Origin of the sequence: Maribacter aquimaris (assembly GCF_014596745.1) — a bacterium.
Lineage (GTDB): Bacteria > Bacteroidota > Bacteroidia > Flavobacteriales > Flavobacteriaceae > Maribacter_A > Maribacter_A aquimaris.
The window spans coordinates 372428-396693 of record NZ_JABTCF010000001.1 but is presented as its reverse complement, the minus strand read 5'-3'; the positions used below and the strand labels follow the sequence as shown (position 1 = coordinate 396693).

22 protein-coding genes are annotated in these 24266 nt (G+C 40.2%); 6 read left to right on the top strand and 16 right to left on the bottom strand.

Features of this window, described 5'->3' with window-relative positions:
* Positions 1-47 precede the first annotated feature (47 nt).
* Together HPE56_RS01705 and HPE56_RS01700 are read left to right on the top strand one after the other, a co-directional pair.
* Complete coding sequence (locus HPE56_RS01705; RefSeq protein WP_188242039.1) at positions 48-1592, top strand: hypothetical protein; 1545 nt, start codon at positions 48-50, stop codon at positions 1590-1592.
* A gap of 7 nt (positions 1593-1599) precedes the next feature.
* Entirely contained in the window at positions 1600-2457 is an 858-nt protein-coding gene (locus HPE56_RS01700) for a DMT family transporter (protein ID WP_223170138.1), read from the top strand.
* 22 nt (positions 2458-2479) lie between these two features.
* On the opposite strand, the gene HPE56_RS01695 is transcribed toward HPE56_RS01700, so the two are convergent.
* From HPE56_RS01695 to panB, 4 genes are read right to left on the bottom strand one after another with little or no spacing between them, the layout of a single operon-like run.
* Positions 2480-3004, bottom strand: coding sequence for a DUF4252 domain-containing protein (locus HPE56_RS01695; protein ID WP_223170137.1), 525 nt, complete (start codon positions 3002-3004; stop codon positions 2480-2482).
* 41 nt (positions 3005-3045) lie between these two features.
* Entirely contained in the window at positions 3046-3738 is a 693-nt protein-coding gene (locus HPE56_RS01690; protein ID WP_188242037.1) for an RluA family pseudouridine synthase, read from the bottom strand.
* 2 nt (positions 3739-3740) lie between these two features.
* Positions 3741-4223 carry a signal peptidase II gene (gene lspA, locus HPE56_RS01685; RefSeq protein ID WP_188242036.1) on the bottom strand — a complete coding sequence of 161 codons (483 nt, stop codon included), beginning with the start codon at positions 4221-4223 and terminating at the stop codon, positions 3741-3743.
* 29 nt (positions 4224-4252) lie between these two features.
* Positions 4253-5071 (bottom strand): 3-methyl-2-oxobutanoate hydroxymethyltransferase, encoded by an 819-nt coding sequence (panB, locus tag HPE56_RS01680; protein ID WP_188242035.1) that lies wholly within the window; start codon positions 5069-5071, stop codon positions 4253-4255.
* A gap of 135 nt (positions 5072-5206) precedes the next feature.
* Here panB and HPE56_RS01675 point away from each other — a divergent pair, with 135 nt between their 5' ends.
* A complete protein-coding gene (locus HPE56_RS01675) occupies positions 5207-5665 on the top strand; it encodes a nuclear transport factor 2 family protein (RefSeq protein ID WP_188242034.1) in 459 nt (152 codons plus the stop codon).
* Positions 5666-5707: 42 nt separating this feature from the next.
* Positions 5708-6643: a 3-keto-disaccharide hydrolase gene (locus HPE56_RS01670; RefSeq protein WP_188242033.1), complete on the top strand. Its 936-nt coding sequence runs from the start codon at positions 5708-5710 to the stop codon at positions 6641-6643.
* Between the two features lie 119 nt (positions 6644-6762).
* Here the strand turns inward: HPE56_RS01670 and HPE56_RS01665 are convergent, their stop codons facing one another.
* From HPE56_RS01665 to HPE56_RS01635, 7 genes are all read right to left on the bottom strand, one after another.
* Positions 6763-7371, bottom strand: coding sequence for a hypothetical protein (locus HPE56_RS01665; protein WP_188242032.1), 609 nt, complete (start codon positions 7369-7371; stop codon positions 6763-6765).
* A 244-nt stretch (positions 7372-7615) separates the two neighbouring features.
* Positions 7616-8488 carry a pirin family protein gene (locus HPE56_RS01660; RefSeq protein WP_188242031.1) on the bottom strand — a complete coding sequence of 291 codons (873 nt, stop codon included), beginning with the start codon at positions 8486-8488 and terminating at the stop codon, positions 7616-7618.
* Between the two features lie 151 nt (positions 8489-8639).
* On the bottom strand, positions 8640-11915 hold the full coding sequence (locus HPE56_RS01655) for a S41 family peptidase (protein ID WP_188242030.1): 3276 nt from the start codon (positions 11913-11915) through the stop codon (positions 8640-8642).
* A gap of 215 nt (positions 11916-12130) precedes the next feature.
* The gene (locus HPE56_RS01650; protein WP_317173165.1) at positions 12131-12403 is read right to left on the bottom strand and encodes a VOC family protein; all 273 of its coding nucleotides are present in this window, start codon (positions 12401-12403) and stop codon (positions 12131-12133) included.
* Positions 12404-12422: 19 nt separating this feature from the next.
* Positions 12423-13187, bottom strand: a complete 765-nt coding sequence (locus HPE56_RS01645; RefSeq protein WP_188242029.1) for an SOS response-associated peptidase — start codon at positions 13185-13187, stop codon at positions 12423-12425.
* Positions 13188-13554: 367 nt separating this feature from the next.
* Positions 13555-15660, bottom strand: coding sequence for an ATP-dependent DNA helicase RecG (gene recG / locus HPE56_RS01640; protein WP_188242028.1), 2106 nt, complete (start codon positions 15658-15660; stop codon positions 13555-13557).
* Between the two features lie 282 nt (positions 15661-15942).
* Positions 15943-16098: a hypothetical protein gene (locus tag HPE56_RS01635; RefSeq protein ID WP_188242027.1), complete on the bottom strand. Its 156-nt coding sequence runs from the start codon at positions 16096-16098 to the stop codon at positions 15943-15945.
* A 115-nt stretch (positions 16099-16213) separates the two neighbouring features.
* Between HPE56_RS01635 and HPE56_RS01630 the strand changes: the two genes are divergently transcribed.
* Both HPE56_RS01630 and HPE56_RS01625 read left to right on the top strand, forming a co-directional pair.
* Complete coding sequence (locus tag HPE56_RS01630; RefSeq protein ID WP_188242026.1) at positions 16214-18310, top strand: M1 family metallopeptidase; 2097 nt, start codon at positions 16214-16216, stop codon at positions 18308-18310.
* Complete coding sequence (locus tag HPE56_RS01625) at positions 18307-19218, top strand: patatin-like phospholipase family protein (RefSeq protein ID WP_188242025.1); 912 nt, start codon at positions 18307-18309, stop codon at positions 19216-19218. Before HPE56_RS01630 ends, HPE56_RS01625 begins: the two co-directional genes overlap by 4 nt.
* Before the next feature lie 82 nt (positions 19219-19300).
* On the opposite strand, the gene HPE56_RS01620 is transcribed toward HPE56_RS01625, so the two are convergent.
* From HPE56_RS01620 to HPE56_RS01600, 5 genes are all read right to left on the bottom strand, one after another.
* Positions 19301-19819 (bottom strand): DUF7935 family protein, encoded by a 519-nt coding sequence (locus HPE56_RS01620; RefSeq protein WP_188242024.1) that lies wholly within the window; start codon positions 19817-19819, stop codon positions 19301-19303.
* An 84-nt stretch (positions 19820-19903) separates the two neighbouring features.
* A complete protein-coding gene (locus HPE56_RS01615; protein WP_188242023.1) occupies positions 19904-20680 on the bottom strand; it encodes an OmpA family protein in 777 nt (258 codons plus the stop codon).
* Between the two features lie 50 nt (positions 20681-20730).
* Positions 20731-22305, bottom strand: coding sequence for an FMN-binding glutamate synthase family protein (locus tag HPE56_RS01610; RefSeq protein ID WP_188242022.1), 1575 nt, complete (start codon positions 22303-22305; stop codon positions 20731-20733).
* Between the two features lie 79 nt (positions 22306-22384).
* Positions 22385-23659 (bottom strand): amidohydrolase, encoded by a 1275-nt coding sequence (locus HPE56_RS01605; RefSeq protein ID WP_188242021.1) that lies wholly within the window; start codon positions 23657-23659, stop codon positions 22385-22387.
* Between the two features lie 11 nt (positions 23660-23670).
* The gene (locus tag HPE56_RS01600) at positions 23671-24195 is read right to left on the bottom strand and encodes a DsrE family protein (RefSeq protein WP_188242020.1); all 525 of its coding nucleotides are present in this window, start codon (positions 24193-24195) and stop codon (positions 23671-23673) included.
* Positions 24196-24266: the final 71 nt, after the last annotated feature.

The following is a 24266-nucleotide window of genomic DNA, read 5'->3' as shown; positions in this document are numbered from 1 at the left end:
CCAGTCTAAGTTATTGATAAACAATTATTTAAACTATATAGATTACGATGACAAATACGCATAAAGATGCATTGTTTGTTCTGGTGAAATCACTCTCCAAGTCAGAAAAACGTCAGTTTAAACTTTATGTTGGGCGTTTGGGGGTGAATACGGATGCTAAATTTTTAGCATTGTTCAATTTATTGGATAAAACAAAGCGCTATGACGAAAAGATAATTTTGGACAGTGGTATTGTTAAGAAATCGCAACTTTCTAACCTGAAGGCCCATTTGTACAAACAGATTCTTGTAAGTCTTCGTTTAAATCCTGTAAATCAGAATATTAGGGTGCAATTACGGGAGCAATTGGATTTTGCAACCATATTATACCAGAAAGGACTTTATAAGCAGAGTCTGAAAATACTCGATAAATCGAAGTATATCGCCATAGACAATGAAGAGAAGAATATTGCCTATGAGATCGTTGAACTCGAAAAATTAATTGAGACCCAATATATTACCAGAAGTATTCCGGACCGGGCAGATGAATTGGTGGTACAGGCAAAGCAATTGTCAGAGCAAAATGTGATGGCAAGCAAGCTTTCCAATTTATCGTTACAGCTTTATGGACTCATGCTAAAGGTCGGATATGTTCGAAGTGATGAGGATTTAATAAAGGTAAAGACTTATTTTAAGAATAAATTACCCAAATACCAAATTGATAAACTTGGTTTTAGGGAGAAATTATGGTTGTACAAGGCACATTTATGGTATAGTTTTTTAATCCAGGATTTCCTTTCCTGTTATAAGTATTCGAATAAATGGGTCGATCTTTTTTATGACAATAAAAAAATGATCCAATTGAATCCCGTGTTTTTCATAAAGGGAAACCATTATTTATTGGAGTCCTTGTTCTACGTGAAATACAGCTCACAATTTAGGGAAACACTGTATCGATTGGAAGCGATGATCGAGGCAAAAAGTTTTCCGAAAAATGATAACATTAGCTCACTGGCCTTTTTGTATATCAATGCCAACAAATTGAATCTCCATTTTATGGAGGGCACTTTTGAAAAGGGACTGTATCTAGTGAAAATCATAGAATATGGTATTGCCAAACACAAGGATCGGTTGGATGCACACCATATTATGCTTTTATACTATAAGATAGCAAGTTTGTACTTTGGTGTTGGCGACAATAAGAATTGTATTTTATATCTAAAAAAGATCATTGACAATAAGAACCTGAAAATGCGCGAAGACCTCATGTGTTTTGCCAGGGTCTTGAGTTTGGTTGCCCACTATGAAGCGGGTATGGATTACCATATGGAACTCCAATTGAAAAGCACGTATAAGTTTTTGATGAAGATGAACGATCTTCACGCGGTTCAGAAAGAGATGATCAAGTTTTTACGGAATTTAGGGGGCATTTATCCAAGTGACCTACGCAATGAATTCCAAAAATTGTATAACGAACTTAAAAAGTATGAGAACCATCCGTATGAGAAACGTGCTTTTCTTTATTTGGATATTCTCTCTTGGTTGGAAAGCCATTTGGAAAATAAACCTGTAGCCCAGATTATCAGGGAGAAAGCCATGCAGCAAACCCGATAACTACAGTTTGAAGAATAGTAAGCACCTGTCCCATCTCTTGGAAATAAATTTGGCAATGCTCTTTGTCAGTACGTCAGGGGCACTAGGTAGGTATGTTGATTTACCGGTACCCGTAACGATTGCGACCAGGGGTATTTTGGCCTTTTTTATCTTGTTTGTCTATTGCAGGTATAAAGGAATCCCATTGCATATCAATGCTAGCGATAGGCTAATGGTTATTTTGGGGGGTGTTTTAATGTGCCTCCATTGGCTTACCTATTTTTATGCCTTGCAAATGTCCAATGTGGCCATAGGGATGTTGTCCCTGTTTACGTATCCTGTGATTACCGCCTTTTTGGAACCTCTGATCCTAAAGACTAGGTTTCAAAGGATTCATCTGTTATTGGGATTATTGGTTTTATGCGGAATTTATTTTTTAGCACCTGATTTTAATATCGGTAATTCGACAACCGCGGCTATTGGCATGGGTGTTTTATCGGCCCTTTTTTATGCTTTAAGGAATATTATACTTAAATCAAAATCAGCAAGTTACCATGGTTCGACTTTGATGGTCTATCAAACAGGAATCATAGGGTTGCTATTATTTCCGGCCTTGTTTTTTGTAGCGCCTCCAACACTCTTGTCGCAGTGGGAAGGAATCGTTGCTTTGGCCGTTTTGACCACTGCTATTGGTCACACCCTCTTTCTAATGACTTTTAAGCATTTTTCCATAACAACCATCAGTATTATCAGTAGTATTCAACCTGTCTATGGTATTGTGATCGGGGCTGTTTTTTTATCGGAGATTCCGGCCTTAACAACAATAATCGGTGGGGTATTCATTTTGGGGTCAGTGGTCATTGAGAGTGTAAGGGCTTCCCGATAGGATATCTCCTTCTAGTAAACACTTATTGGTTGATTCCAGGGGTTTGTGCACTGAATTGTTGTATAAGTCCGTCACCCATTTTACCAAACTCATTGTTCTTGGCCATTTCACGTACTTTAACAGGGTCAAAATCCCCATTAAAATACAGGAATGATCCATTTAGATTGTCATTGTTGTAGATCAATATTTCCTTGACACTGTTCCGTTTTTCACGTATCGAAACTACGTTTCTTTTCAACTCGTCGTTTTTGCGAAATACTTCAATAAAGGAATTTCCCGTAATACCATTCATTTGCTTGTTCAGAAATTGGGTTCTTGCCGGGGTGGTACTAGGAAAGCGCATATAGCGTAAGTCTTTGGTGTTGCCTACCAGGGATTGCATTTCGGGTGAAATACCGCTAACCAATATCAACATAAATCGGGGAACCCGAATGGCCGTTACCTGATTATCTTCCTTATGGGCATTATAAAATGTGTCTATTGAACTATAGCTTCCACACGAAGTTATCAGAACAAGGCATATAAGTAATATTCCTTTTTTAATCATGGTATAGTGTTTTGTGTACGTATTAAAAGTAACAAAAAACATCAACAAGCGTTCCAAACGGGATCATTGGGTGTAGGAGCGATAATTTCCAGGGGTTCTTTTTGTACAGGATGTATGAACGATAACCTTCTTGCATGTAGATGGATGCTACCATCTTTGTTACTGCGGTCAAAGCCATATTTCAGGTCACCCTTTATAGGGCAGCCGATTGCTGATAATTGCGCCCTAATTTGATGATGGCGACCCGTTTGTAAATCAATTTCCAACAAAAAGAAGTTGTCTAATTCTTTGATCAAACGGTAGGTTAAAATGGCCTTCTTACTATCCGGTACTTCCTTGTTGTTGGCATAGGACTTATTCTGTTTGGTATTGCGTCGCAACCATTGGGTAAGGGTGTCGTAATCTTTTGGAGGTCTGTTTTTTACGATTGCCCAATAGGTTTTTTTAGCTTCTTTATCGGCAAAAAGTTTATTCAGTCTTGGTAGTGCTTTTGAGGTTTTGGCAAAAACCACAATACCCGAGGTGGGGCGATCTAACCGATGTGGAACCCCTAAGTAAACATTGCCGGGCTTGTTGTACTTTGCTTTAATAAATTGCTTTACGACTTCACTCAATGGTGTGTCCCCGGTTTTATCCCCTTGAACAATGTCCCCAGGGCGTTTGTTGACGACAATAAGATGGTTGTCTTCATGAAGAACCTGAAGGTTTTTCGGATTTGAGATTATCTTTGCCATCCTTAAATTGATAAATTTCTATATCTAATCGTTACAAATAGCAGCAAGAAAACCCCTATGGTTACAGAAACATCGGCCATGTTAAAGATACCGGTTTTAATGAATCCCAACTTCACCAGAAAAAAGTCCGTGACAGATCCATAGGCAATACGATCGATCAAATTACCGATACCACCCCCTATTACAAAGGCGAATGCTAGTGCCAACCAACGATTCAGATTTGATTTTTGAATGGTTCTGGTCAGTAAAATCAATAATACGATTAAGGGTATCCCTTGTAGGAATATCATTTTAAGGGTAGGGGGCAAGCTTTGTCCAAATCCTAGCATAGCCCCAGTATTCTCTACATTGGTCAAAATGAAATTGTCGTTCACCACTTGAATGTAATCCATCGGTTCAACGTGTTTTCGAACAAGTTCTTTAGACAATTGATCGCACCCGACGTTCAAAAGCACAAATACAACAATGCTTATTCGTTTTAACATGTACCTTGAATTGGTGAAAGATTTAAAAATCAATACTGTTCTTCGTCATTTGGAAAATCCTTGCTTTTAACATCATCGACATATTGTGATATGGCGTTACCCATTTCTTCATATAGATTCATATATCTTCGAAGGAATCGGGGATTGAACTCATGGGTCATTCCTAAAAGGTCATGTATCACAAGTACTTGTCCGTCGGCATGTTTGCCAGCGCCTATGCCTATGGTAGGGATGGAAATACTTTCTGAAACCCTTTTGGTCAGTTCAGCAGGTATTTTCTCAAGAACGATCGCAAAGCAACCCAAACGTTCCAATAACTTGGCATCGGCAATCAATTTTTCGGCCTCTTCTTCTTCCTTCGCCCTAACGGTATAGGTTCCGAACTTATATATGGCTTGTGGGGTCAATCCCAAATGTCCCATTACGGGAACACCGGCATTCAGTATTCTTTTTACCGATTCCTTGATTTCTTCACCACCTTCGACTTTTACGGCATGCGCCCTGCTTTCTTTCATAATTCGAATCGCGGAACGCAAGGCTTCCTTGGGGTCACTTTGATAACTCCCGAAAGGGATGTCGACGACGACCAATGCCCGTTTTACCGCTCTCAAAACCGATGAGGCGTGATAGATCATTTGGTCCAAGGTAATGGGTAATGTGGTTTCGTAACCCGCCATGACATTACTGGCCGAATCCCCTACAAGGATTACATCGACCTTGGCTGCATCGACTATTTTGGCCATTGAGTAATCATATGCGGTAAGCATTGAAATCTTTTCGCCGTGTTTTTTCATATCAACGAGGGATTTTACGGTAACCCTTTTGTATTCTTTTTTTGCTGTAGACATTGCATTTAATTTACAATCGATAAAAGTAATGATTTTGTAGTTGTTTAGGGGTTGATGGATTATGATTTTTATATTGACCATGATCCTAGTTGTCCTTTGTCTATTTTAACTTATTTTTGAAAGAAATAAGGGGATATGAAAAAATGGATACCACTGGTATTGCTTCTTGTTTTTATGGATATGGCAGCCCAAGTCAATGAAGAGGCCCAGATAAGGCACACCATTGAAGCTTTTTTCGAAGGCTTTCATTCCAAGGATTCCGTCTTGATGAAACAATCGGTTATGGATGGGGTAATAACCCAAACCATTGGTGCCTCAAAAGACGGCAAGGAGGTCTTAAAGGCGGAGGATTTCAACTCGTTTTTAAAATCAATAGTGCAAATTCCCGATTCTGTCGATTTTCAAGAACGAATAAGATCGTTTAACATACAGATCGATGGTGCTTTGGCGAATGCATGGACCCCCTATGAATTCTGGTATAATGGCAATTTTAGCCATTGCGGGGTAAATTCCTTCCAATTGTTCAAGGATAACGGAAATTGGAAAATCATTTACCTTATCGATACTAGGAGAAGGGAAGGTTGTGAACAATAAAATATTTTTAACATTTAGGAAACCTAATAAATACACTGTAAAATGAATATTAAAAAGCTTAGAATAGTAGCGGTTGTAATGCTCGTTACGCTTTCATTCCAATTGAATGCACAAGAAAGAAAATCGATTGAAGGAAAATGGAATTTAACCATATCACAAGACGGGAAGCAACTTCCTTCCTGGTTAGAGATCAGCCATTCGGGTTTTAATACTTTGGTAGGGCGTTTTGTTTATGCTTTTGGAAGTGCAAGACCTATAGCGGAGGTGAAATTGAACAAAGGTAAATTCAGTTTTGCCATACCACCGCAATGGGAACCGGGTAAAAGGGATATGGAGTTCGAGGGGGTAATGGAAGGAGATCAACTAAAGGGTAAAATGGTCTATACCGATGGTAAAACATATGATTGGACAGGGACTAGGGCACCACAGTTGGACTATAATCCACAACCTGTATGGGGAGCGCCGAAAGCGCTGTTCAATGGTAAAAACCTAGAAGGATGGCATGCAATGGGTACAAACCAATGGATCGTAAAGGACGGGATTCTTGCCAGCGAAAAATCTGGGGCTAATTTGGTTTCCGATGAAAAGTTCAATGATTTTAAATTACATATTGAATTCCGTTATCCTGAGGGAAGTAATAGCGGTATCTATCTTCGGGGTAGATATGAGGTGCAAATTGTCGATGATATACAGTTGGAGCCGGCAAGTATCCTGTTTGGGGGCGTCTATGGTTTTCTTACCCCCAATGAAATGGTAGCAAAAGCAGCAGGGGAGTGGCAAGCTTACGACATCACCTTAATCGGAAGACGGGTAACCATCGTAGCCAACGGAAAAGAAATAATCACCAATCAAAATATACCGGGAATGACCGGTGGGGCGTTGGACAATAATGAGGCTGAGGCCGGACCATTCTTAATTCAAGGGGATCATGGACCTGTTGAATTTAGAAGTATTGTGGTTACCCCAGCTCTTGATTAGGGCCTTATTAGGATAGGGAAAAGGCGCTAAGATAATTTCTCTTGGCGCCTTTTTTGTATTTAGAAGTAAATTTCAAACCTTGAAACGAAAAGTTAAACGATTAGGCACGTAAGCTGGATTTAAGAATCTTCATAAAGATGCTTACAGGTGGGACAAATGCTTAAGTCGGAGTTGATTGGTAATTTTTCTACCCAATTCGGTACCCAGTCCCATAAATCAGGTTCATCGGCACGCTGTGTATGTCTACAATTACTACATTGATTAATACGGTTGTTCGGTTGGGTGTATCTTTCGATAATGACTTCAAACGTTTTGATGTTCATTTGGTCCATGGGTAATTTGAATACTTCCGTATTTACGATCAAAACCCCTGATTTATTAAGTAAGGGATAAGCGATTTGATGATAAAAACGATATAACTCATCGCTAGAGCATTGGTACTCATGATGCCATGTTTCCCCAGTTCGTATGACTTTTTTATAATTTTTTTGAAAGAAAAGTTTCAGCCAAACACCTTTGATTGATTTTAAATATGGACTGCCAAGGGAAAGATTTTTTAATGCTGTTCCTTCAAATTGATTGTCTTTCGCAAAATGGGACCAAGCAGGATTGAAATATATGAATTTAAGCTCTTTGGATAAGGCGTAAATGGGGTACTTACTGTTTTTAAGGACTTCTAAGTTAAAACCCTTGATCTTGTCTAAAAAGTCCTCGTTATATCTTTTCATGCGATTTTACATTTTGTGAAACCGCTTTAATGGTGGTTCATTCGGGATAATCTTCATTTGGTGTTGGTTGGTAAAAAAAGCTGTTTAATAGTACAACTAAAAAACTGATTCATGTCTTTGGATTCGATCAAAACTTTACGTTGGATATTAATAATTTGCCTATAAGAACAAATGGCACAATCATCCAGGTGCTTTATATTGAAGTTGAAGTGAATATCAGGTTCCTTCGAAATAAGGCCCTAGATTATTCTTCTATCAAAATCCCCATTTTCCCCATCTGATAATCGCGCATAGCCTCTAAAATCTCCGTTTCGGAATTCATGACGAAAGGTCCTTGTTGTACTATTTTCTCGTTTAGGGGTGCACCGCAAAGGATCAGGAATTCGGTTGCATCCATAGTTTCGACGGTAATCCGTTCACCTTCATTCTCAAAGACCACCAAACATTCCTTTTCAACCTTACCGTAATTTTTAAGCTTTATTTCACCATTTATGGTGTATAGCATGGCACTAAAACCTTTAGGAAGATCGAAAGTCTCTTTCCCTGGGCCATGGGCTGTAGACCAAAGTATCAGTAATTCACTCTCAGCAATAATCTTACCTTTAAGGTCACCATAAGTGCCCGCAATTAATTTACTGGTGATTTGTTTGTCCTCTGAATAAAATTTTGGGATGTCTTCTTCAGGAACATATTGGTATTTGGGTTGTTGCATTTTTTTTGCAGCCGGACTGTTTATCCAAAGCTGGACAAACTCATTGTATTCATTTTGGTCAACTAGTTCTTGGGAGGGACGTTCACTGTGAATGATACCTGAACCGGCATGCATCCATTGTACTTCTCCCTTCTTTGCGATTTGATTATTTCCACGGCTGTCCCGATGATGGATTTCACCATTGATAATGAAGGTCACCGGGGAGAATCCACGATGCGGGTGCGGCCCGATTCCTTGGTGAATCGCTTTGCCATGCTTTCTGTACTTCAATTTACCATGATGTAATAATAGAAATGGATCAACTTGGTTCACTTTCGTGGTAGGTAGGGCTTGTTTAATGGGGATTCCTCCCATATCTATAGTAAATACAGGGATTAAAGTCCTTACTCTTTTATTTGTACTCATGATTTCTATGATAATTTTAAAAAAAAGATATCCTTAGGACGGTCTTATCCGTACGGATATTTGATCTTGTTAAATATTATTACGATACAACGTCTAATTGCTTAGCTGAATTGATTTTTGGAAGTTATTTGTTAAAAAACTACCCAATAGGCTAATTCCGCTTTTCATAATTGGGTCTGGATGGTGTTTTAAAGTTGGAGGGACTATCAAGTAATCGAAGAACCTCCTTAATGGCAGCCTCCAATTGTACATCTATCCCATTCGCCAATCTTTGAAAATCCTCAACTACTTTGATATCGGGATCAACACCATGGCCTTCTTTAAACCATTCACCGTTTGGATCGTACATTCTAAAAGTAGGAACGGTAATTCTTCCATTATCGATTAAACCGGGTGCACCTGAAATTCCGATAAGTCCACCCCAAGTTCGGGTACCGATCAATGGACCAATACCTCTCTTTTTGAAATAATCGGGAAAAGCATCACCTCCAGATCCACTAAAGCCATTAATAAGCATGACTTTTGGACCAAAATTCCCCGAGGGTGGCCAAGCCCAGTCTTTCCCATCCCTAACAGCCCAGAAGGCCAAGGGCTCACGATCTAAAAGCTCTACGAATCGATCCGGAATTTGTCCCCCACTATTGAATCTTTCATCAATAATTAAACCTTCCTTGTTCATTTGGGCGTAGAATTGCCGTACCAATTCATTCTGACCATCAAGTCCGGTACTGCGAACATAGACATAGCCTATTTTCCCATTTGTGGCTTTTTCAACTTGTTTGCGATTGTTCTCGATCCAGGCCAAATGGCGCAACCTGGTTTCCGATTCCATCAATTTTATAATATGTTTTTTGGCGTTGGTCAACGAGGGGGTGCTATTGGTTGTTATTTGGACGGTGGCATCGGCCAACCCCTGAAAGGCCTCGAAGATTGGTTTGGTAACGTCAATAGGACGCCCATTAACCGCTAGAATATAATCATTTTCGCCGATGTTTATCCCAGGTTTTGCAAGGGGTGATCGCACTTCAACGTCCCATGGGGCACTTGAGATTATTTTTTTGATTCTATACTTTCCGTTTTCTAGGGCTATGTCAGCCCCTAAATACCCCACATTCATCATATCGGCGTTTTTTGTGTCACCTCCGCCGGTATAGGTATGGGAAGCATTGAGCTCTGCGATCAAATCCCCAATGATGATGTTTACGTCATTCCGTGTGTTCGATTGCTCGATCAACTGCCCGTATTTTGTTCTCATCACATTCCAATCCACACCATGCATACCGGGATCATAAAAATAATCACGCTCAAACCTCCAGACATCATTGAATATCTGTTTCCATTCATCCTGAGGGGTCACGTACATGACCATATTTTGTGTAGGTACTGTTTTGTCTATTTTTTGATCGGCCGTAATTTCTAATACGGCAAGTTTTTTTTCTTGGTTGACCAAAATTTTAGTGCCATCTGCAGAAACCTCAAAATCGTCGACTTTTGAAATAATGTTTTTTACTTCCCTTTCTTCGAAATCATAGTAATCCAAGGAAGGGAAGGTATCTTCCGGCGCTCCTGAATTAGGAAAACGGGTAAACAGCAGTTTACCTTCAATTGCGGCTAGGTTGCCTAAATTACCTGCGGGAATGTCCAACATCTCTACGCGATTCTCGAATCCTACAATGTCAATGGTGGTTTTTGGCACTTCTTTTTTAGCATCCCCATCGGTATCATCATCTTTTTTCTTCTTTGATTTTCCATCCTTTTCGTCTTTACTCTTGCCTTCTTCCAATAGTTTGGTCGAATCATTCTTCAAGGCCAACAAAGAACTTACCGATTTGTTTAGGGTTGCTACGGCAATACTTGTTGTATTGGGATAGATGAATGTGTTGTCGAGGTCTGAATAAACGGGTTCGAAGGTTCTATTGGTCGTAAAAAAAAGATACTTTCCATCGGCACTGAAGGTCGGTGAATTATCGGAATAGTATCCCGAAGTAAGTTGTGACAGTTTGTTGTTGGCCGTATTGAATGCGAAAATCGCAGTGGTCGATGGATTCTCTGTACCACGGGCATAAGTAAACCATTTACTATCAGGGGTCCATGTTACACGGAAATTTTCCAAACCACCTTCAAACATATATTTTCCCTTGTCGGCTCGTACGACCTTACCGGTAGCCAGATCCAAATAATTAATTCCCATGGCTTGATCCACATATGCTATCTTTTTGCTGTCAGGGGACCAATGAATGGAATAATTGAATCCGTTTTTGAAATCAGTGACCATTTTTGGCGATTGTTCTCCGGTCATATCGTGTAGATATAATTGATACTCGCCGCTAGAATCACTCCAATAGGCAACATGTTTACCATCTGGTGACCAAGCTGGTTTCCGTTCGGCACTTCCGGATGTTCTTGTGATGTTTTCTGTAAAACCTTCATTGGCGGGTAAATTGAACAATTCCCCCCTCGCCTGGACAATGACCCTATTTCCGTCAGGGGATAGGGTAGTGTTTTGGATGAATGAAGCCACTTTCTTTTGTTGGGGAATCCGTCCTTTTTGATCAGAAACCACTTGAATTTCAACTTCTGAAATGGTATTTGATGATAGATTGTACAGGTATAATTTCCCACCTGCCTCGAATACGATATCATCAGGCCCACTCTCTGGGAAGGTTATGTCGAAGTCCGTAAATTTGGTCAGCTGGGTATTCGATTTAGTTGACAGGTCATACTTCCACAAATTATTTCTTTTGTTGGGGCCATTATCGGACATATAATAAATGATATCCCCATTCCACATGGGTAATTCATCATTTGCATCCGTATTGGTTATGTTTTCGGTGCTAAAGGTGTTCAGGTCAAAAATAGAAATATCGGGTGCCGTGCCACCGCGGTATCTTTTCCAATTTCTGTTTACCCTAGATCTATCCGTATAAGCTACTTTTTGTCCATCAGGGGAAAAGGAGGCAAATTCTCCATATGGTATGGGTAGTTTTTTGGGTGAACCACCATGTCTTGAAACGGTATAAAACTGATTATAGCGTTGACGACCACTCTCCCTAGATGATGCAAATAGAATGGAATCACCATTCGGAGTCCAACCTAAAACCCGGTCAAACTGTCCGTGAAAAGTTAATCGTTTGGGGATACCTCCGTGTATGTCAATTAGGTATACATCACTATTTCCGTGGTAGTTTGCGGTAAAGGCGACCATACTTCCATCGGGTGAAAACCGTGGATAACTTTCAGCTCCTTCCGGGGAACTCAGTTGATGGGCAACGCCACCGGATTTAGGAACGATCCATACGTCATCACCATATATAAAAGTGATATGTGTTTTGGAAACATCGGGATGCTGTAGTAATTGGGCACTAATCTGCGCATTTGTTGATTCAATTAGGCAAAAAAGCAATAAAAGCAATGGGATATTTTTCATGTCGTATTCGAATTAACTAAGTAGATGAAAAGGTAATAAATAAAATCCGATCCCCACTCATTATATGGTTTTCGGACCAAATTGAAAGGGTGCATCATACCGGTATTTATTTATAATAGCACTAAATGAGGATTATTGGATAACACAGCAGGGAAATGTACCTATTGATTATGATCCGTAGTGCGTTTGTTAAATAAATACATCATTATTTAATGTTACACATGCTGATCGATTAGAATGGTGTTTCCATCAGGGTCGGTTAACATAATACTTGCTGGGCCCGAAGTACTTTGGTCTGCCTCTTGAAGTAAGGTTATACCTTTTTGTTTTAGTTTACTTTGGATTTCCCTTATATCAATAAAAGACTCCAGCTTGTTGGCGTTAGCGTTCCAACCCGGATTAAAGGTGAGAATATTGTTTTCGAACATACCTTGAAAAAGACCAACCAGGGGGTCGGCATTTTTCATGATGAGGTAATTATGTTCCATATCCTTTTTAATTTATTGATTAATATTCTTGATTGTTGAATTCCAACTCGGCGTATTCAAAAGGATGGGAGATTTCTGCTATGTTTCCCAGATATTCCTTTCCTCTTAATCGCCTTACCGTATGTGCTTTAAGTTCATTTTTCGGATATGGTTGAATGGTTTCCTCAATCGTATGTTGATCTGTGTTGCTTAACCATGTATCCATAGTTGTATCATTCAGGAGCAAAGGCATTCGAGCCTCTTTTAGTTTTGGGTTATTATGGATTTTAGCCATAAGGGAATTACCTTTGGTGGTCACTATAGTGAAGGTTATCGAGGTGCCCCCTTCATTATTTTCATATTCGCTCCATAATCCGGCCAATGCCATAGGTTCATTGTTTTTTAGATGAACAAAAAAAGGATAGGTCTTACCTTTAAAATGATGGTGTTCGTAAAACCCATCGATATAGATGATACAGCGATTGTTATGGGCAGCGGTTTTAAATGCCGGTTTTTCGAAAATGGTTTCCCCGCGTGCATTAAGGGTACTGTTCCATATTTTTTTGCGTTGTTCGTCATCATGAACCCAATAGGGAACAAGTCCCCATGTTGCCACTTCAGGAAAATTGGGGGAACGGTCGGTATAGATAAGTAAATCAGGATGGCTAAAACCCGAGGCATGGTGGATGGGCAGGTCGGTGAAGGGAATTAATTTTTCCAAAATCTCTTCCACAGCCAGATAATCCTGATCTTTTTTGGCCTTTGCCAATTGGCCCTCCAGACTCGCTTTTATATCGTAACACATTGGTTAATGGTAAATAGGGTTTTTGTTTTCACTTCACCTTATGTTTTTAAGGAATTTCATATTCTTAGGATAATAGTTCACTGAACTATGGAAGTAATGAAAATAGAAAAACCATGTATTCCATTACCGTCTCGAACTTTTCAACGTAGTGATGCTTACGGAAAGTTAAGAATTTATCCGCTACTTATGATAATCGCTGCTTAAATCCAGGAAAAGTAAAGGTTTGGGGTGATTGGATTTATTGGATAATGGTGGAACATCCCTATTTTGATTAACAGCCAAAGGCTCGTAGGTAACGAAGTGAATATATTAATTTATAAAAGATGATTAGGGATATGCCAAACCGATTTATATCCAAGGAATTGATTCAACTAATATAATTCCAAATATTTTTTTGTTTAACGATTTGGGCATAGGTATGCCGAATGGTTAGGTTTTCGTTTTTTTCAAGTCCGGGATCTTCCTTTAATATCTTTATGGCATAGTGGCGCGCGGTTTTAAGAATATCATTGTCCTTTACGATATCGGCAATTTTTAGGTTTAGGATACCGCTTTGTTGGGTGCCCATTAAATCCCCGGGGCCTCGAAGTTTTAAATCCACCTCGGCGATTTCAAATCCGTCATTGGTACGCACCATGGTTTCCAATCGGGTCTTGGCCTCAGAGGAAAGTTTGTGACTTGTCATTAAGATGCAATAACTTTGGTCGGCACCACGACCTACACGTCCCCGTAACTGATGTAATTGGGACAACCCGAAACGTTCGGCACTTTCAATGATCATTACCGAAGCATTGGGAACATTCACACCCACCTCAATGACCGTGGTCGCGACCATAATCTGGGTTTCGCCTTTAACAAAGCGTTCCATTTCATAATCCTTGTCCGCAGGTTTCATTTTTCCATGAACAATCGAAATTTGGTAATCGGGTAGGGGGAAATCCCTTACGATACTCTCATAACCATCCATTAAATCCTTATAATCCAGGGCTTCTGATTCTTGGATCAGCGGGTAGACCACATAAATCTGACGTCCTTTTTTAATTTCATCCTTGATAAAGCCAAATACCTTAAGACGATTTGAATCGTAGCGATGTACGGTCTTAATAGCCTTACGTCCGGGTGGGAGCTCATCAATGACCGAAATGTCCAAATCCCCGTATAGGCTCATCGCCAAGGTTCTGGGAATCGGGGTAGCGGTCATGACCAGAATATGTGGTGGGAATTCATTTTTATGCCACAATTTGGAGCGTTGTGCCACCCCAAATCGATGTTGTTCATCGACTATTGCCAATCCTAGGTTTTTGTATTTCACCTTATCTTCCAACAGGGCATGGGTGCCAATAAGAATGTGCAATTCCCCACTTTCAAGCTGCTGATGGATAATATTGCGTTCCGATTTTTTTGTAGAACCCGTCAATAGTGCAATTCGCACCCCCATATCTTCCAAAAGTTCCTTGATACCATTAAAATGTTGATTGGCCAGGATTTCAGTAGGTGCCATTAAACAGGCCTGAAAATCATTGTCAATGGCCAAAAGCATGATCATTAATGCAACAATGGTCTTACCCGAGCCCACGTCACCCTGTAATAATCGGTTCATTTGGGCATTACTCCCCAAATCGGCCCTAATTTCCTTAATCACCCTTTTTTGGGCCCCTGTCAATTCAAAGGGTAGGTGGTTCTTGTAAAAATCATTGAAACGTTCGCCAACTTGATCAAAATTAAACCCCTTTATTTTTTGCTTTCGCAACATTTTTTTCGAAATCAACTGAAACTGTATAAAGAACAGTTCCTCAAATTTCAAACGAAATTGGGCCTTGGCCAAAAAAGACTGGTTTTTGGGGAAATGTATATTGAACAAGGCTTCGCTTTTTGAAATCAATTTAAGGTCGTGCAGCAAACTGTCTGATAAGGTTTCCCTGAATTGTCCTTTGGTTTCAATAAAGAGTTGTTGTTGTAATTTATTGATAACACGATTGGTAATACCGCTGTTCCCCAGTTTTTCAGTGGATGGATAAATGGGTTGCATGGTCACTTTCAATCCTTTTTCATGCTCGGTGAGTAATTCCATTTCAGGATGGGGCATTGAGAACTTTCCGTTATACCAATTACATCGTCCAAAAATGACATAGGGTATATTCAATTTGAGATTTTCCCGTATCCATTTTTGACCTCGGAACCACACTAATTCCATTTCACCCGTATCATCGACAAACGTGGCCACCAAACGCTTCCCTTTCTTTTGTTCCACGGTTTTTAAGTGAATGATTTTCCCAACAATCTGAACATCGGCATTACTGCGTTGTAATTGTCCGATCGTATAATATTGGGTTTTATCGATATATCGGTTGGGAAAAAGGTTCAGTAAGTCCTGATAAGTGCCAATTCCCAACTCCGACTGCAATATTTGGGCCCTATGTGGACCTACACCCTTAAGGTAGGTAATGGGAGTCTGAAGGAAATTGGCATTCATGGGATAAAAATAGGGGTAAACTAAATGCGATGCAATATTGAAATGGAGTCATTTTGACCTAGGGGATAAATCCCACACAGTACTTTAATTGAATCATAGCACGGAGTTACTTGTTTTTACCGCTAATGAAAGGACGTAAGCAGTCATTCCGAGCGAGCGGTAGCGACGAGGAATCATATCAAGTATTTCAAAAAATAGGGTATGGAACTATGAATAGGATATAAAAATCAATTCATATGAAACGACGCTTGGTCATTTCGACCAAAGGGAGAAATCCTATCCTTAATTGGGATCGAAGCCTAAATTAGGTAACAAAAACTCAGCTTTTTGGGATTTACCGGTCGTTCCTCTTTCGAAAAGCCCATTGAAGTCATTATTCTGTTCGTTGTCATTCCGACAGAGCGATAGCGACGAGGAATCCCATCCTACTTTGGCCATCTTGTTGTGAATTAGGTATTATTACGCATCGAGAGATCTTTTCCTTAACATTGATCCTTCAAAAATGACGTTTGCTCCATGGTCAAATTCAATAAAAACATTGTAATTTTAATCTATGGTTCAACGGATTGTCCTCACGGTTATTTTTGGTTTGGTATTCACCAATACTTGTGCCCAACATCAAGATAAGGTTGACTTTGTTCACGCGAAAGTAAATATTCATCCTATTGTTTTGGAAAAAGCTATAGAGGGCACAGTAAATTATAAATTCAAGATTCTGGAGAATGTCGATTCCGTCTTCCTCGATGCAAAAAAAATGGCATTTAAAACCGTACTATTGAATCATAAAAAAGCCACATTTAAAATATCCGACACCTCAATTGCCATCTATAGGAAATTCAAAAAGAACAGAAGTTATGCACTAACCTTGGAATATACTGCTCATCCGAAACAGACGGTTTATTTCCTTGGTATACATGATACTATAATCGGTAATGAACAAATATGGACCCAGGGTCAAGGGAAATATACCAGTCATTGGTTGCCCAGTTTTGATGATATGGAAGAGAAGGTGGAATTTGACCTGAATATTTCATTTGATCCAGAATACGAGGTCATCGCCAATGGTGTTCTTACTAAAGTCAGGGAGAATGAAGGACTAAAAACCTGGTCCTATGATATGAGGGATCCCATGAGTAGTTATCTATTGGCTTTTGCCATCGGAACATACAGTAAACAACAATTAACGTCCTCGAGTGGTATTTCTATTGAGAATTATTATTACCCCAAAGACAGTCTAAAATTGGAACCTACCTATCGATATACCAGGTCAATTTTTGATTTTATGGAGCAGGAGATAGGTGTACCCTATCCTTGGCAAAATTATAAACAGATTCCTGTGAAGGATTTTTTATACGCGGGAATGGAAAATACAGGAACAACTATTTTTTCCGATGGATATGTTATTGATTCCATCGCATTTGTTGATAAAAACTTCGTGAACGTCAATGCGCATGAATTGGCCCATCAATGGTTTGGGAATTTGGTTACGGAAAAAAACGGGAGCCATCATTGGCTCCATGAAGGGTTTGCCACCTATTATGCTTATTTGGCCGAAAAGGAGATCTTTGGGGATGATTATTTTTATTGGAAGCTTTATGATTCGGCCCAACAATTAAAAGAGCAGTCTAGTGAAGGAAAAGGGGAAGCATTAACGAACCCGAAAGCGAGTAGCCTTACCTTTTATGAAAAAGGGGCTTGGGCCCTTGTAATGTTGCGTAATGAGTTAGGCGATGATGCCTTTAAAAAAGGAATCAAGAATTATTTGGGGAAATACGGATTCAAGAATGCGACCATTGATGACTTCGTTTCAGAAATGGAGTCTGCTAGTACCACGGATTTGAAATCGTTTGAAAAGGTATGGTTGCGATCACCGGATTTCCCGTATGAAAAAGTAAAGGAATATCTTGTGTCCAATGCCAATGGTATTTCCAAATTCCTAGCATTAAAATGGAAGCTGACTACAAGTTTGGAACACAAATCAAATATTATTAAGGAATACTGGAATGCTTCCAACGAGGAGGAACTTAAGATGCGAATGGTTTTAAAATACCATAAATCGTTTACCCCTGAAATGCTTAAGAATGCATTTAACAGTGAATCCATCAAAATACGACAGGCCTTGGCTTTAGTCTATTCCCAAAAAATTCCCTTGTCCCTGAAAAAGGATTATGAATCCCTACTGGAGGACGAAAGCTATATCACCCAAGAAAATGCATTATATCGATTATGGATTTCATTCCCCCAAGACCGGCGCCAATATTTAGAGAAGACCAAAGGTGTAATTGGTTTGCCCAATAAAAATGTACGTTTATTATGGTTGTTATTGGCATCACTGACCAAGGATTATGATGATGATTCGAAGGAAGTATATCTTTCAGAATTGTACGGGTATACTTCCCCGCAGTTTTCAATGGAAACCAGACAAGCCGCATTTGGGATCATTGGGGATGTTCTTGAATACACGGATCAAAACATATTGGATCTGATTGATGCCAGTATACATCATTCATGGCAGTTTCGAAAATATGCCAGACAGCTACTTGATACCCTTCTAAAGGATGATCGTCAAAGAAATCGCATTATAGGTCTAGCAAAAGGAATGAATGATAATGAACTTCGTTATATTAGGACCAAATTGAGTCTGCAATGAGAGCAATGGTCATATCGGGAGGAGGAAGCAAAGGAGCTTTTGCAGGGGGCGTCGCCGAATATTTAATGAAGGGATTGGGACATTCCTATGATCTTTTTTTAGGGACTTCAACAGGGAGTTTGTTAATCTCCCATTTGGCACTTCAGAAAATCGAAAAGATAAAAGAAGTCTATACCTCGGTGAACCAAAATAGTATTTTTAGTAACTGTCCTTTTGTTATTCAAAAAAAGCATGGGGTTGAAAGTATCGGAATTGACCATTGGAATGTTCTTAAGAATTTCTATAGGGGTCGTAAAACCTTTGGGGAGAGCAAGAACCTTCTAAAATTAATCAAGAATACGCTTACGGAGGAAGAATTCCACAGGCTCAAGAACGGACCAAAGGATATTGTCGCTACGGTTTCCAATCTTTCCATGAATCAAGTGGAATATAAATCGATCAACGATTTCAATTACGAAGAGTTCTGTGAATGGATTTGGATTTCCTGTAACTATACCCCCTTTATGAGTTTGGTTAAAAAGAATGGATGTGAATATGCCGATGGTGGACTGGGGTCCATGGTTCCCATAGAGGAAGCCATAAAACGCGGTGCAACGGAAATAGATGCCATTATCTTACAGACCGAGACCACCATGTTCAATCGTCTGCCGTCAAAGAATGCCTTTGCTTTGCTTACCTCAATGTTCGCTTTTATGTTGGACCGGATTGAACATCAGAACATTCGTATCGGGAAGTATGTGGCGAATCATCAAGGAGCGGTTATCAATTTTTATTATACCCCCGCCGTACTCACAACCAATTCGTTGATTTTCAACAAGGAAAAAATGACTACATGGTGGGCGAGTGGTTATAATTTCGCCAAATATAAGAATTTGGAGACCTCCCAGTTGGAACTTGATGCGGATTGATATCCCAACGTCGTTCGATTAAACTCCATGAACGCGAATGCAATGGGACTACAATTTTACCGTAAGTTGTTCTTGAAGGCTTCTACCAAAGTTCCCCGATTTCCTTTTTTACATACGAAAGGGCAGTGGCCGAAGGTGATTGTTTGTCCATCGTTTGGTTAAGAACGTCTTCCCGAAGTTTATCCGCCGAATCGGTTTCGCTCAAGGCTGCTTTACGAATCATTTGGATAGTTGCGCTTTTGGCGGCCTTAATTATGTTCCAACATTCATCCGACAAATAAATCTGTTGTGATAGGTTGTGTTCAAACTCGTTTTCGATAGTACGTATCAAAAGGTTTTCGTAATCGTTTTTATCCGAAGTTTTTGGTGCCACACGAACTACCAGACTGGGAATGGCGATACGCTCTAAAAACAAAGCCATCCGCTCATAGGCCTGTAATCTGATGGGAAGGGTGTTTTGTTGGGAATCCTTATGCAAAAGATACCGTCGACGCCCTTCCTCATTATTGGTGTGCATTCTAAAAAAATAAAAAGAAATTGCCCCTACGACTACTGAGGGTAATAGATAAGCAAATAATTGAAAGATTTGATCTCCTGTCATTTTAATGGGTATTTAGCTCGGTTTACGCAAACTAAAACGCAGGTTTTTTTGAAAAAGTATATGCAATTTCAATAAGCTCCCAATTTAGTTTGATGCTTTCATATGCTCTTTGACCATATCATAAAACCGTGCATAATCAGGATGTAGTACCAAGTTGATGCCTTCCTTGAAATTACCGTCTTTTCCCAAGGTATGAATCCTATTGGAGTCAATCGAGAACTGTTTTTGAAGAACGGAGCCAATAGCGGATGCCTGATCGGCAGCCAAATCCAATTCCCCGGTCATGCTTAATCCTTCAATAGTCAATGAAACTCCAGGATTTACTTTTAATAGGTTACCGATCTTCTCTATCCACGCTGTACCTTCAGGAGTTAGGGTGGTACCTGTGGTATTGCCAAATAAGGATTCCAGTTTCGACGCAATGATCACAGATCCATTGGCTATTCCAATTTTGGCATTCTCACCAAGGGATTGTTTGGCATGGGTCAATACGACAACTGAAGTTGAATCGTTCGAAGCTATACTATTGTTGATGGCTTTCAACTGATTTTCTTTCTGCTCCAGTTTTTCCATCACCTTATTGATGTTTTCGGAATTCTTATTCGATACTTTAGCAAAACTGTTCAAATTTTTAAGTAAGGTAGCATTGGCATCTTGAAGTTCCTTGACTTGGGATTCGAAAGATTCCGCACGTGCCAAACCCACTCTTTCATTCTTTTTGGCTTTAATGACAATGGCTTTTGTTGAATCCAATTCCGTTTTAAGTGATGCAATCTCGGCAATCAGGTCACTCTTGCGTTGTGCAAAAATTGCAGTTGTGGAAATTAGGATAAGGGCTAGGCTAAGTAAAAGTTGTTTCATAGGGCTTAATAGGTAATTATGGTATAATAAAATTTTGATGCAAAAATATACTATTTGGGAACGTCATGAAAATGTTGTCCCCCTAAGAATTCGCAAGCATAGAGTTCCTGCATATTTTTGAAAGGCACTTTCGATTTTTCATAACCATAGGTTGATTTCAGGTCACTATGTAAGAAATCATCATCCACATTCACTTGTATGTCATCCATGGTAAATTGGCAAGGGTGTTCATAACCGGCCGCATGGGTGATTTCAATCAGTTCTTTTCTAAAAGTCTTAAAATATTGTGCCAATCGGTCGGATTTTAGAGGTACATGGATACCTCTCTGAAGCCATTTGTTTTGTGTGGCCACACCAGACGGACACCGATTGGTGTGGCAAATCTGGGCCTGGATACATCCTATACTCATCATGGCCTCCCGGGCGACATTGATGCAGTCGACCCCCATAGCAAAGGCCATGGCCGCTTTGGCGGGGAATCCCAGTCTTCCACTCCCGATAAAAACGATTCTATGGGTTAAGTTCCTTTCCAAGAACATTTTATACAGACTTGAAAATCCGTATACCCAGGGTAGGGATACATGGTCGGCAAAACTCGGTGGGGCAGCACCCGTGCCACCTTCACCACCATCAACGGTAATAAAATCAGGTCCTTTCCCTGTTTTAAGCATATGGTCGGCCAATGCTTCCCATTGGTCCAATTTGCCAATAGCACCTTTGATTCCTACGGGTAAGCCTGTTTGTTCGGCAATATCCTCAATGAGTTGTAGCAGCTCGGGAATGGTGTCAAAAGCTTTGTGGGTGGCAGGGGAGAGGACATCCTTGCCGACTTCCACACCTCTTATCCTTGCAATTTCATGGGTTATCTTGGCACCTGGCAAAACGCCGCCCTTACCAGGTTTTGCTCCTTGGGAAAGTTTGATCTCTATGGCCTTGATGCATGGGTTTTCATTAACCAATGATTTTAATTTTTCCATCGAAAAATTACCATCTTCACTTCGAACACCAAAATAACCCGTCCCGAAATGAAAAATGATATCACCGCCTTGTTTATGGTATGGCGATAAGCCTCCTTCCCCGGTGTTGTGGTAGGCACCTGCCTTTAAGACACCCACGTTCAAGGATTCAACGGCTGCAGCCGATAAGGAGCCGAAACTCATGGCGGAAACATTAATGGCAGACCCTGGTCTAAAGGGTTTTTCGCGTTTGTTGTAACTACCGATGACCTTTGCACAGGGCAAAAAGCATTTGTCCTTGGCGTTGGGATGATCGGGCCCGATCTTGTAGGCCATCATTTGGTTTTTCACGAAGATATGTTGGTGGGCATAGATATCCCTGTCTGTTCCAAAACCCTCATAATTGTTCTCCCTTTTGGCGGAGGCATAGATCCAACTGCGTTCGATACGGTTAAAAGGGAGTTCTTCCCGATTGTTCGCTACAAAATACTGCCTCATTTCCGGACCAATACTTTCCAACCAATAGCGCAAATGTCCGACAATGGGAAAGTTATGGGATATGGTATGTGCACTTTGGAAAAAGATATCCCGGACGGCTACGACCAATAAAAGGATGAGCACCCACATCCACCAAGAAATATTACCTAAAACACTAAGAAAAGAATCCATGAATATTTAATTATAACTTAAAAATCTACCATAAAGGTCATAAATGATGTCTGACCTTTTTTTATTATCGTTGTATTGACTATTGGTTCAAATAATCCAAACTCATTTCCGTAAGGGTTTTGACCCCAAGCAGTAATCCACTATCATCAATAAGGAAATCGGGAGTGTGGTGCGGAAATGATTCGGTTGTACCCGGGGTCATTCCCCCCAGGAAAAAGAAAAAACCGGGCACTTCACGCTGAAAATAAGAGAAATCCTCAGCACCGGTCACCGCTTTCTGTGTTTGTACATTGCTTGCGCCGGCTATGCGTTGCATGGTGGGCAGCATTTGTTCGACAAGGGCAGGATCGTTATAGGTGATGTCTGTGGCATCCTTGATTTCAATGGTAGCATCACCACCAAAAGCCTTGGCAATAGCAGGCACCATTTCCATCATTCTTTTGTTGATATGGTCTTTCATATCGTAGTCTAACGTTCGTATCGTTCCAATCATTTCTGCACTTTCCGGGATAATGTTGAACCGCACCCCACTTTTGATTTTTCCAACGGTAATTACAGCTGCTTCGTTGGTCAAATCAGTTTCTCGACTTATAATGGTTTGTAATCCGTCAATGATTTTGGCACTGATCAAAATAGGATCAACACCCGACCAGGGCTGGGAACCATGACTTTGCTTACCTTTAACGTTTATGGTGAAACTCTGGGCAGCGGCCATTGTTCCTCCTGATTTATACCGTATTATGCCAACCGGCGTATTTGAATTAATATGAAGTCCGAAAATGGCATCGACATCAGGATTTTTTAGAACCCCTTCTTTCACCATTAATAGGGCACCGCCTTCTTCTCCTGGTGGTGGACCTTCCTCAGCAGGTTGGAATATGAATTTTACGGTTCCTTTGATCTTGTCCTTATTTTTGGATAGGACCTCGGCAACCCCCATTAAAATAGCAGTATGCGTGTCATGGCCGCAGGCGTGCATCACTCCGACCTTTTCTCCCAGGAATTCCGAAGTAACATTGGATTTATAAGGAAGGTCATTCCGTTCATAGACAGGTAAGGCATCGATATCGGCCCTTAAGGCAATGACTTTTCCATCCTGTTCTCCTTTTAAAATACCAACAACCCCGGTATGGGCAACCCCGGTTTGAACCTCAAGACCCAAGGATTTTAAGTGTTTGGCAATTTTTTCGGCTGTTTTAAACTCACGATTCGAAAGTTCAGGATTTTGATGTATTTCCCTTCGCCATTCAATGACCTTATTTTCAATGGCCCGGTAGTCTTTGTTAAGATTTGGATTTTGGGCGAACGCCAAACTTCCGATAAGAAGTAGCACTAAGCTGTAGCATTTATTCATAAGTATCCGATTTAGAATTTGATTAGTTTGTAATCGTTATTTTGAAATTGGATCAAAGCGGTCATTGCCGAAAGTGATAATTGAACCCCATCGATTAGTTCTTCCTTAGCTATGCCCCGTGCCATAGATGATTGTCCACCTGAAGCTAAAAGGGCTTTGATCAATTCAATATTAGGGTTATCGGTTCCGTATCGTGTTCGATAGGCTTTGTTCGTGATAATATCTTTTGAGGCCTTATTATGTATTACCAATGCGACTTTCAACTGTTCAACGGGAACGCTGTTTTGGGCATGCATATTCAAGAAACGGGCGGCAGTTTCAATGGTCGTATTTAATTTACTGGGGTCATCAGGGGAATTCATAATGTCGAAGACCGCTTTGAAATCCATCGAGGTATCGGTTTTGAAATCAGGGGCATTTATGGTCCATACTTCCCCGAAATCTGAAATTATCGGTCCGGCTTTCTTGGATTGTGCACCTAAAGATAGGCTAAGAATGAAACCAAGAAATAAAGGAATCGGGTTAAATTGGGGCATATTCGGACTTTTTATGCCTAAATATATTCAAATTGAAAGAATATTCAATTTTCATTGTTCATAATTATTGG

Excerpts from the sequence above, each read along its gene's own strand:
- HPE56_RS01705 (WP_188242039.1), top strand. The coding sequence starts at position 48 with ATGACAAATACGCATAAAGATGCATTGTTTGTTCTGGTGAAATCACTC.
- HPE56_RS01695 (WP_223170137.1), bottom strand. The coding sequence starts at position 3,004 with ATGATTAAAAAAGGAATATTACTTATATGCCTTGTTCTGATAACTTCG.
- HPE56_RS01690 (WP_188242037.1), bottom strand. The coding sequence starts at position 3,738 with ATGGCAAAGATAATCTCAAATCCGAAAAACCTTCAGGTTCTTCATGAA.
- lspA (WP_188242036.1), bottom strand. The coding sequence starts at position 4,223 with ATGTTAAAACGAATAAGCATTGTTGTATTTGTGCTTTTGAACGTCGGG.
- panB (WP_188242035.1), bottom strand. The coding sequence starts at position 5,071 with ATGTCTACAGCAAAAAAAGAATACAAAAGGGTTACCGTAAAATCCCTC.
- HPE56_RS01675 (WP_188242034.1), top strand. The coding sequence starts at position 5,207 with ATGAAAAAATGGATACCACTGGTATTGCTTCTTGTTTTTATGGATATG.
- HPE56_RS01670 (WP_188242033.1), top strand. The coding sequence starts at position 5,708 with ATGAATATTAAAAAGCTTAGAATAGTAGCGGTTGTAATGCTCGTTACG.
- HPE56_RS01665 (WP_188242032.1), bottom strand. The coding sequence starts at position 7,371 with ATGAAAAGATATAACGAGGACTTTTTAGACAAGATCAAGGGTTTTAAC.
- HPE56_RS01660 (WP_188242031.1), bottom strand. The coding sequence starts at position 8,488 with ATGAGTACAAATAAAAGAGTAAGGACTTTAATCCCTGTATTTACTATA.
- HPE56_RS01655 (WP_188242030.1), bottom strand. The coding sequence starts at position 11,915 with ATGAAAAATATCCCATTGCTTTTATTGCTTTTTTGCCTAATTGAATCA.
- HPE56_RS01650 (WP_317173165.1), bottom strand. The coding sequence starts at position 12,403 with ATGGAACATAATTACCTCATCATGAAAAATGCCGACCCCCTGGTTGGT.
- HPE56_RS01645 (WP_188242029.1), bottom strand. The coding sequence starts at position 13,187 with ATGTGTTACGATATAAAAGCGAGTCTGGAGGGCCAATTGGCAAAGGCC.
- recG (WP_188242028.1), bottom strand. The coding sequence starts at position 15,660 with ATGAATGCCAATTTCCTTCAGACTCCCATTACCTACCTTAAGGGTGTA.
- HPE56_RS01635 (WP_188242027.1), bottom strand. The coding sequence starts at position 16,098 with ATGGCCAAAGTAGGATGGGATTCCTCGTCGCTATCGCTCTGTCGGAAT.
- HPE56_RS01630 (WP_188242026.1), top strand. The coding sequence starts at position 16,214 with ATGGTTCAACGGATTGTCCTCACGGTTATTTTTGGTTTGGTATTCACC.
- HPE56_RS01625 (WP_188242025.1), top strand. The coding sequence starts at position 18,307 with ATGAGAGCAATGGTCATATCGGGAGGAGGAAGCAAAGGAGCTTTTGCA.
- HPE56_RS01620 (WP_188242024.1), bottom strand. The coding sequence starts at position 19,819 with ATGACAGGAGATCAAATCTTTCAATTATTTGCTTATCTATTACCCTCA.
- HPE56_RS01615 (WP_188242023.1), bottom strand. The coding sequence starts at position 20,680 with ATGAAACAACTTTTACTTAGCCTAGCCCTTATCCTAATTTCCACAACT.
- HPE56_RS01610 (WP_188242022.1), bottom strand. The coding sequence starts at position 22,305 with ATGGATTCTTTTCTTAGTGTTTTAGGTAATATTTCTTGGTGGATGTGG.
- HPE56_RS01605 (WP_188242021.1), bottom strand. The coding sequence starts at position 23,659 with ATGAATAAATGCTACAGCTTAGTGCTACTTCTTATCGGAAGTTTGGCG.
- HPE56_RS01600 (WP_188242020.1), bottom strand. The coding sequence starts at position 24,195 with ATGCCCCAATTTAACCCGATTCCTTTATTTCTTGGTTTCATTCTTAGC.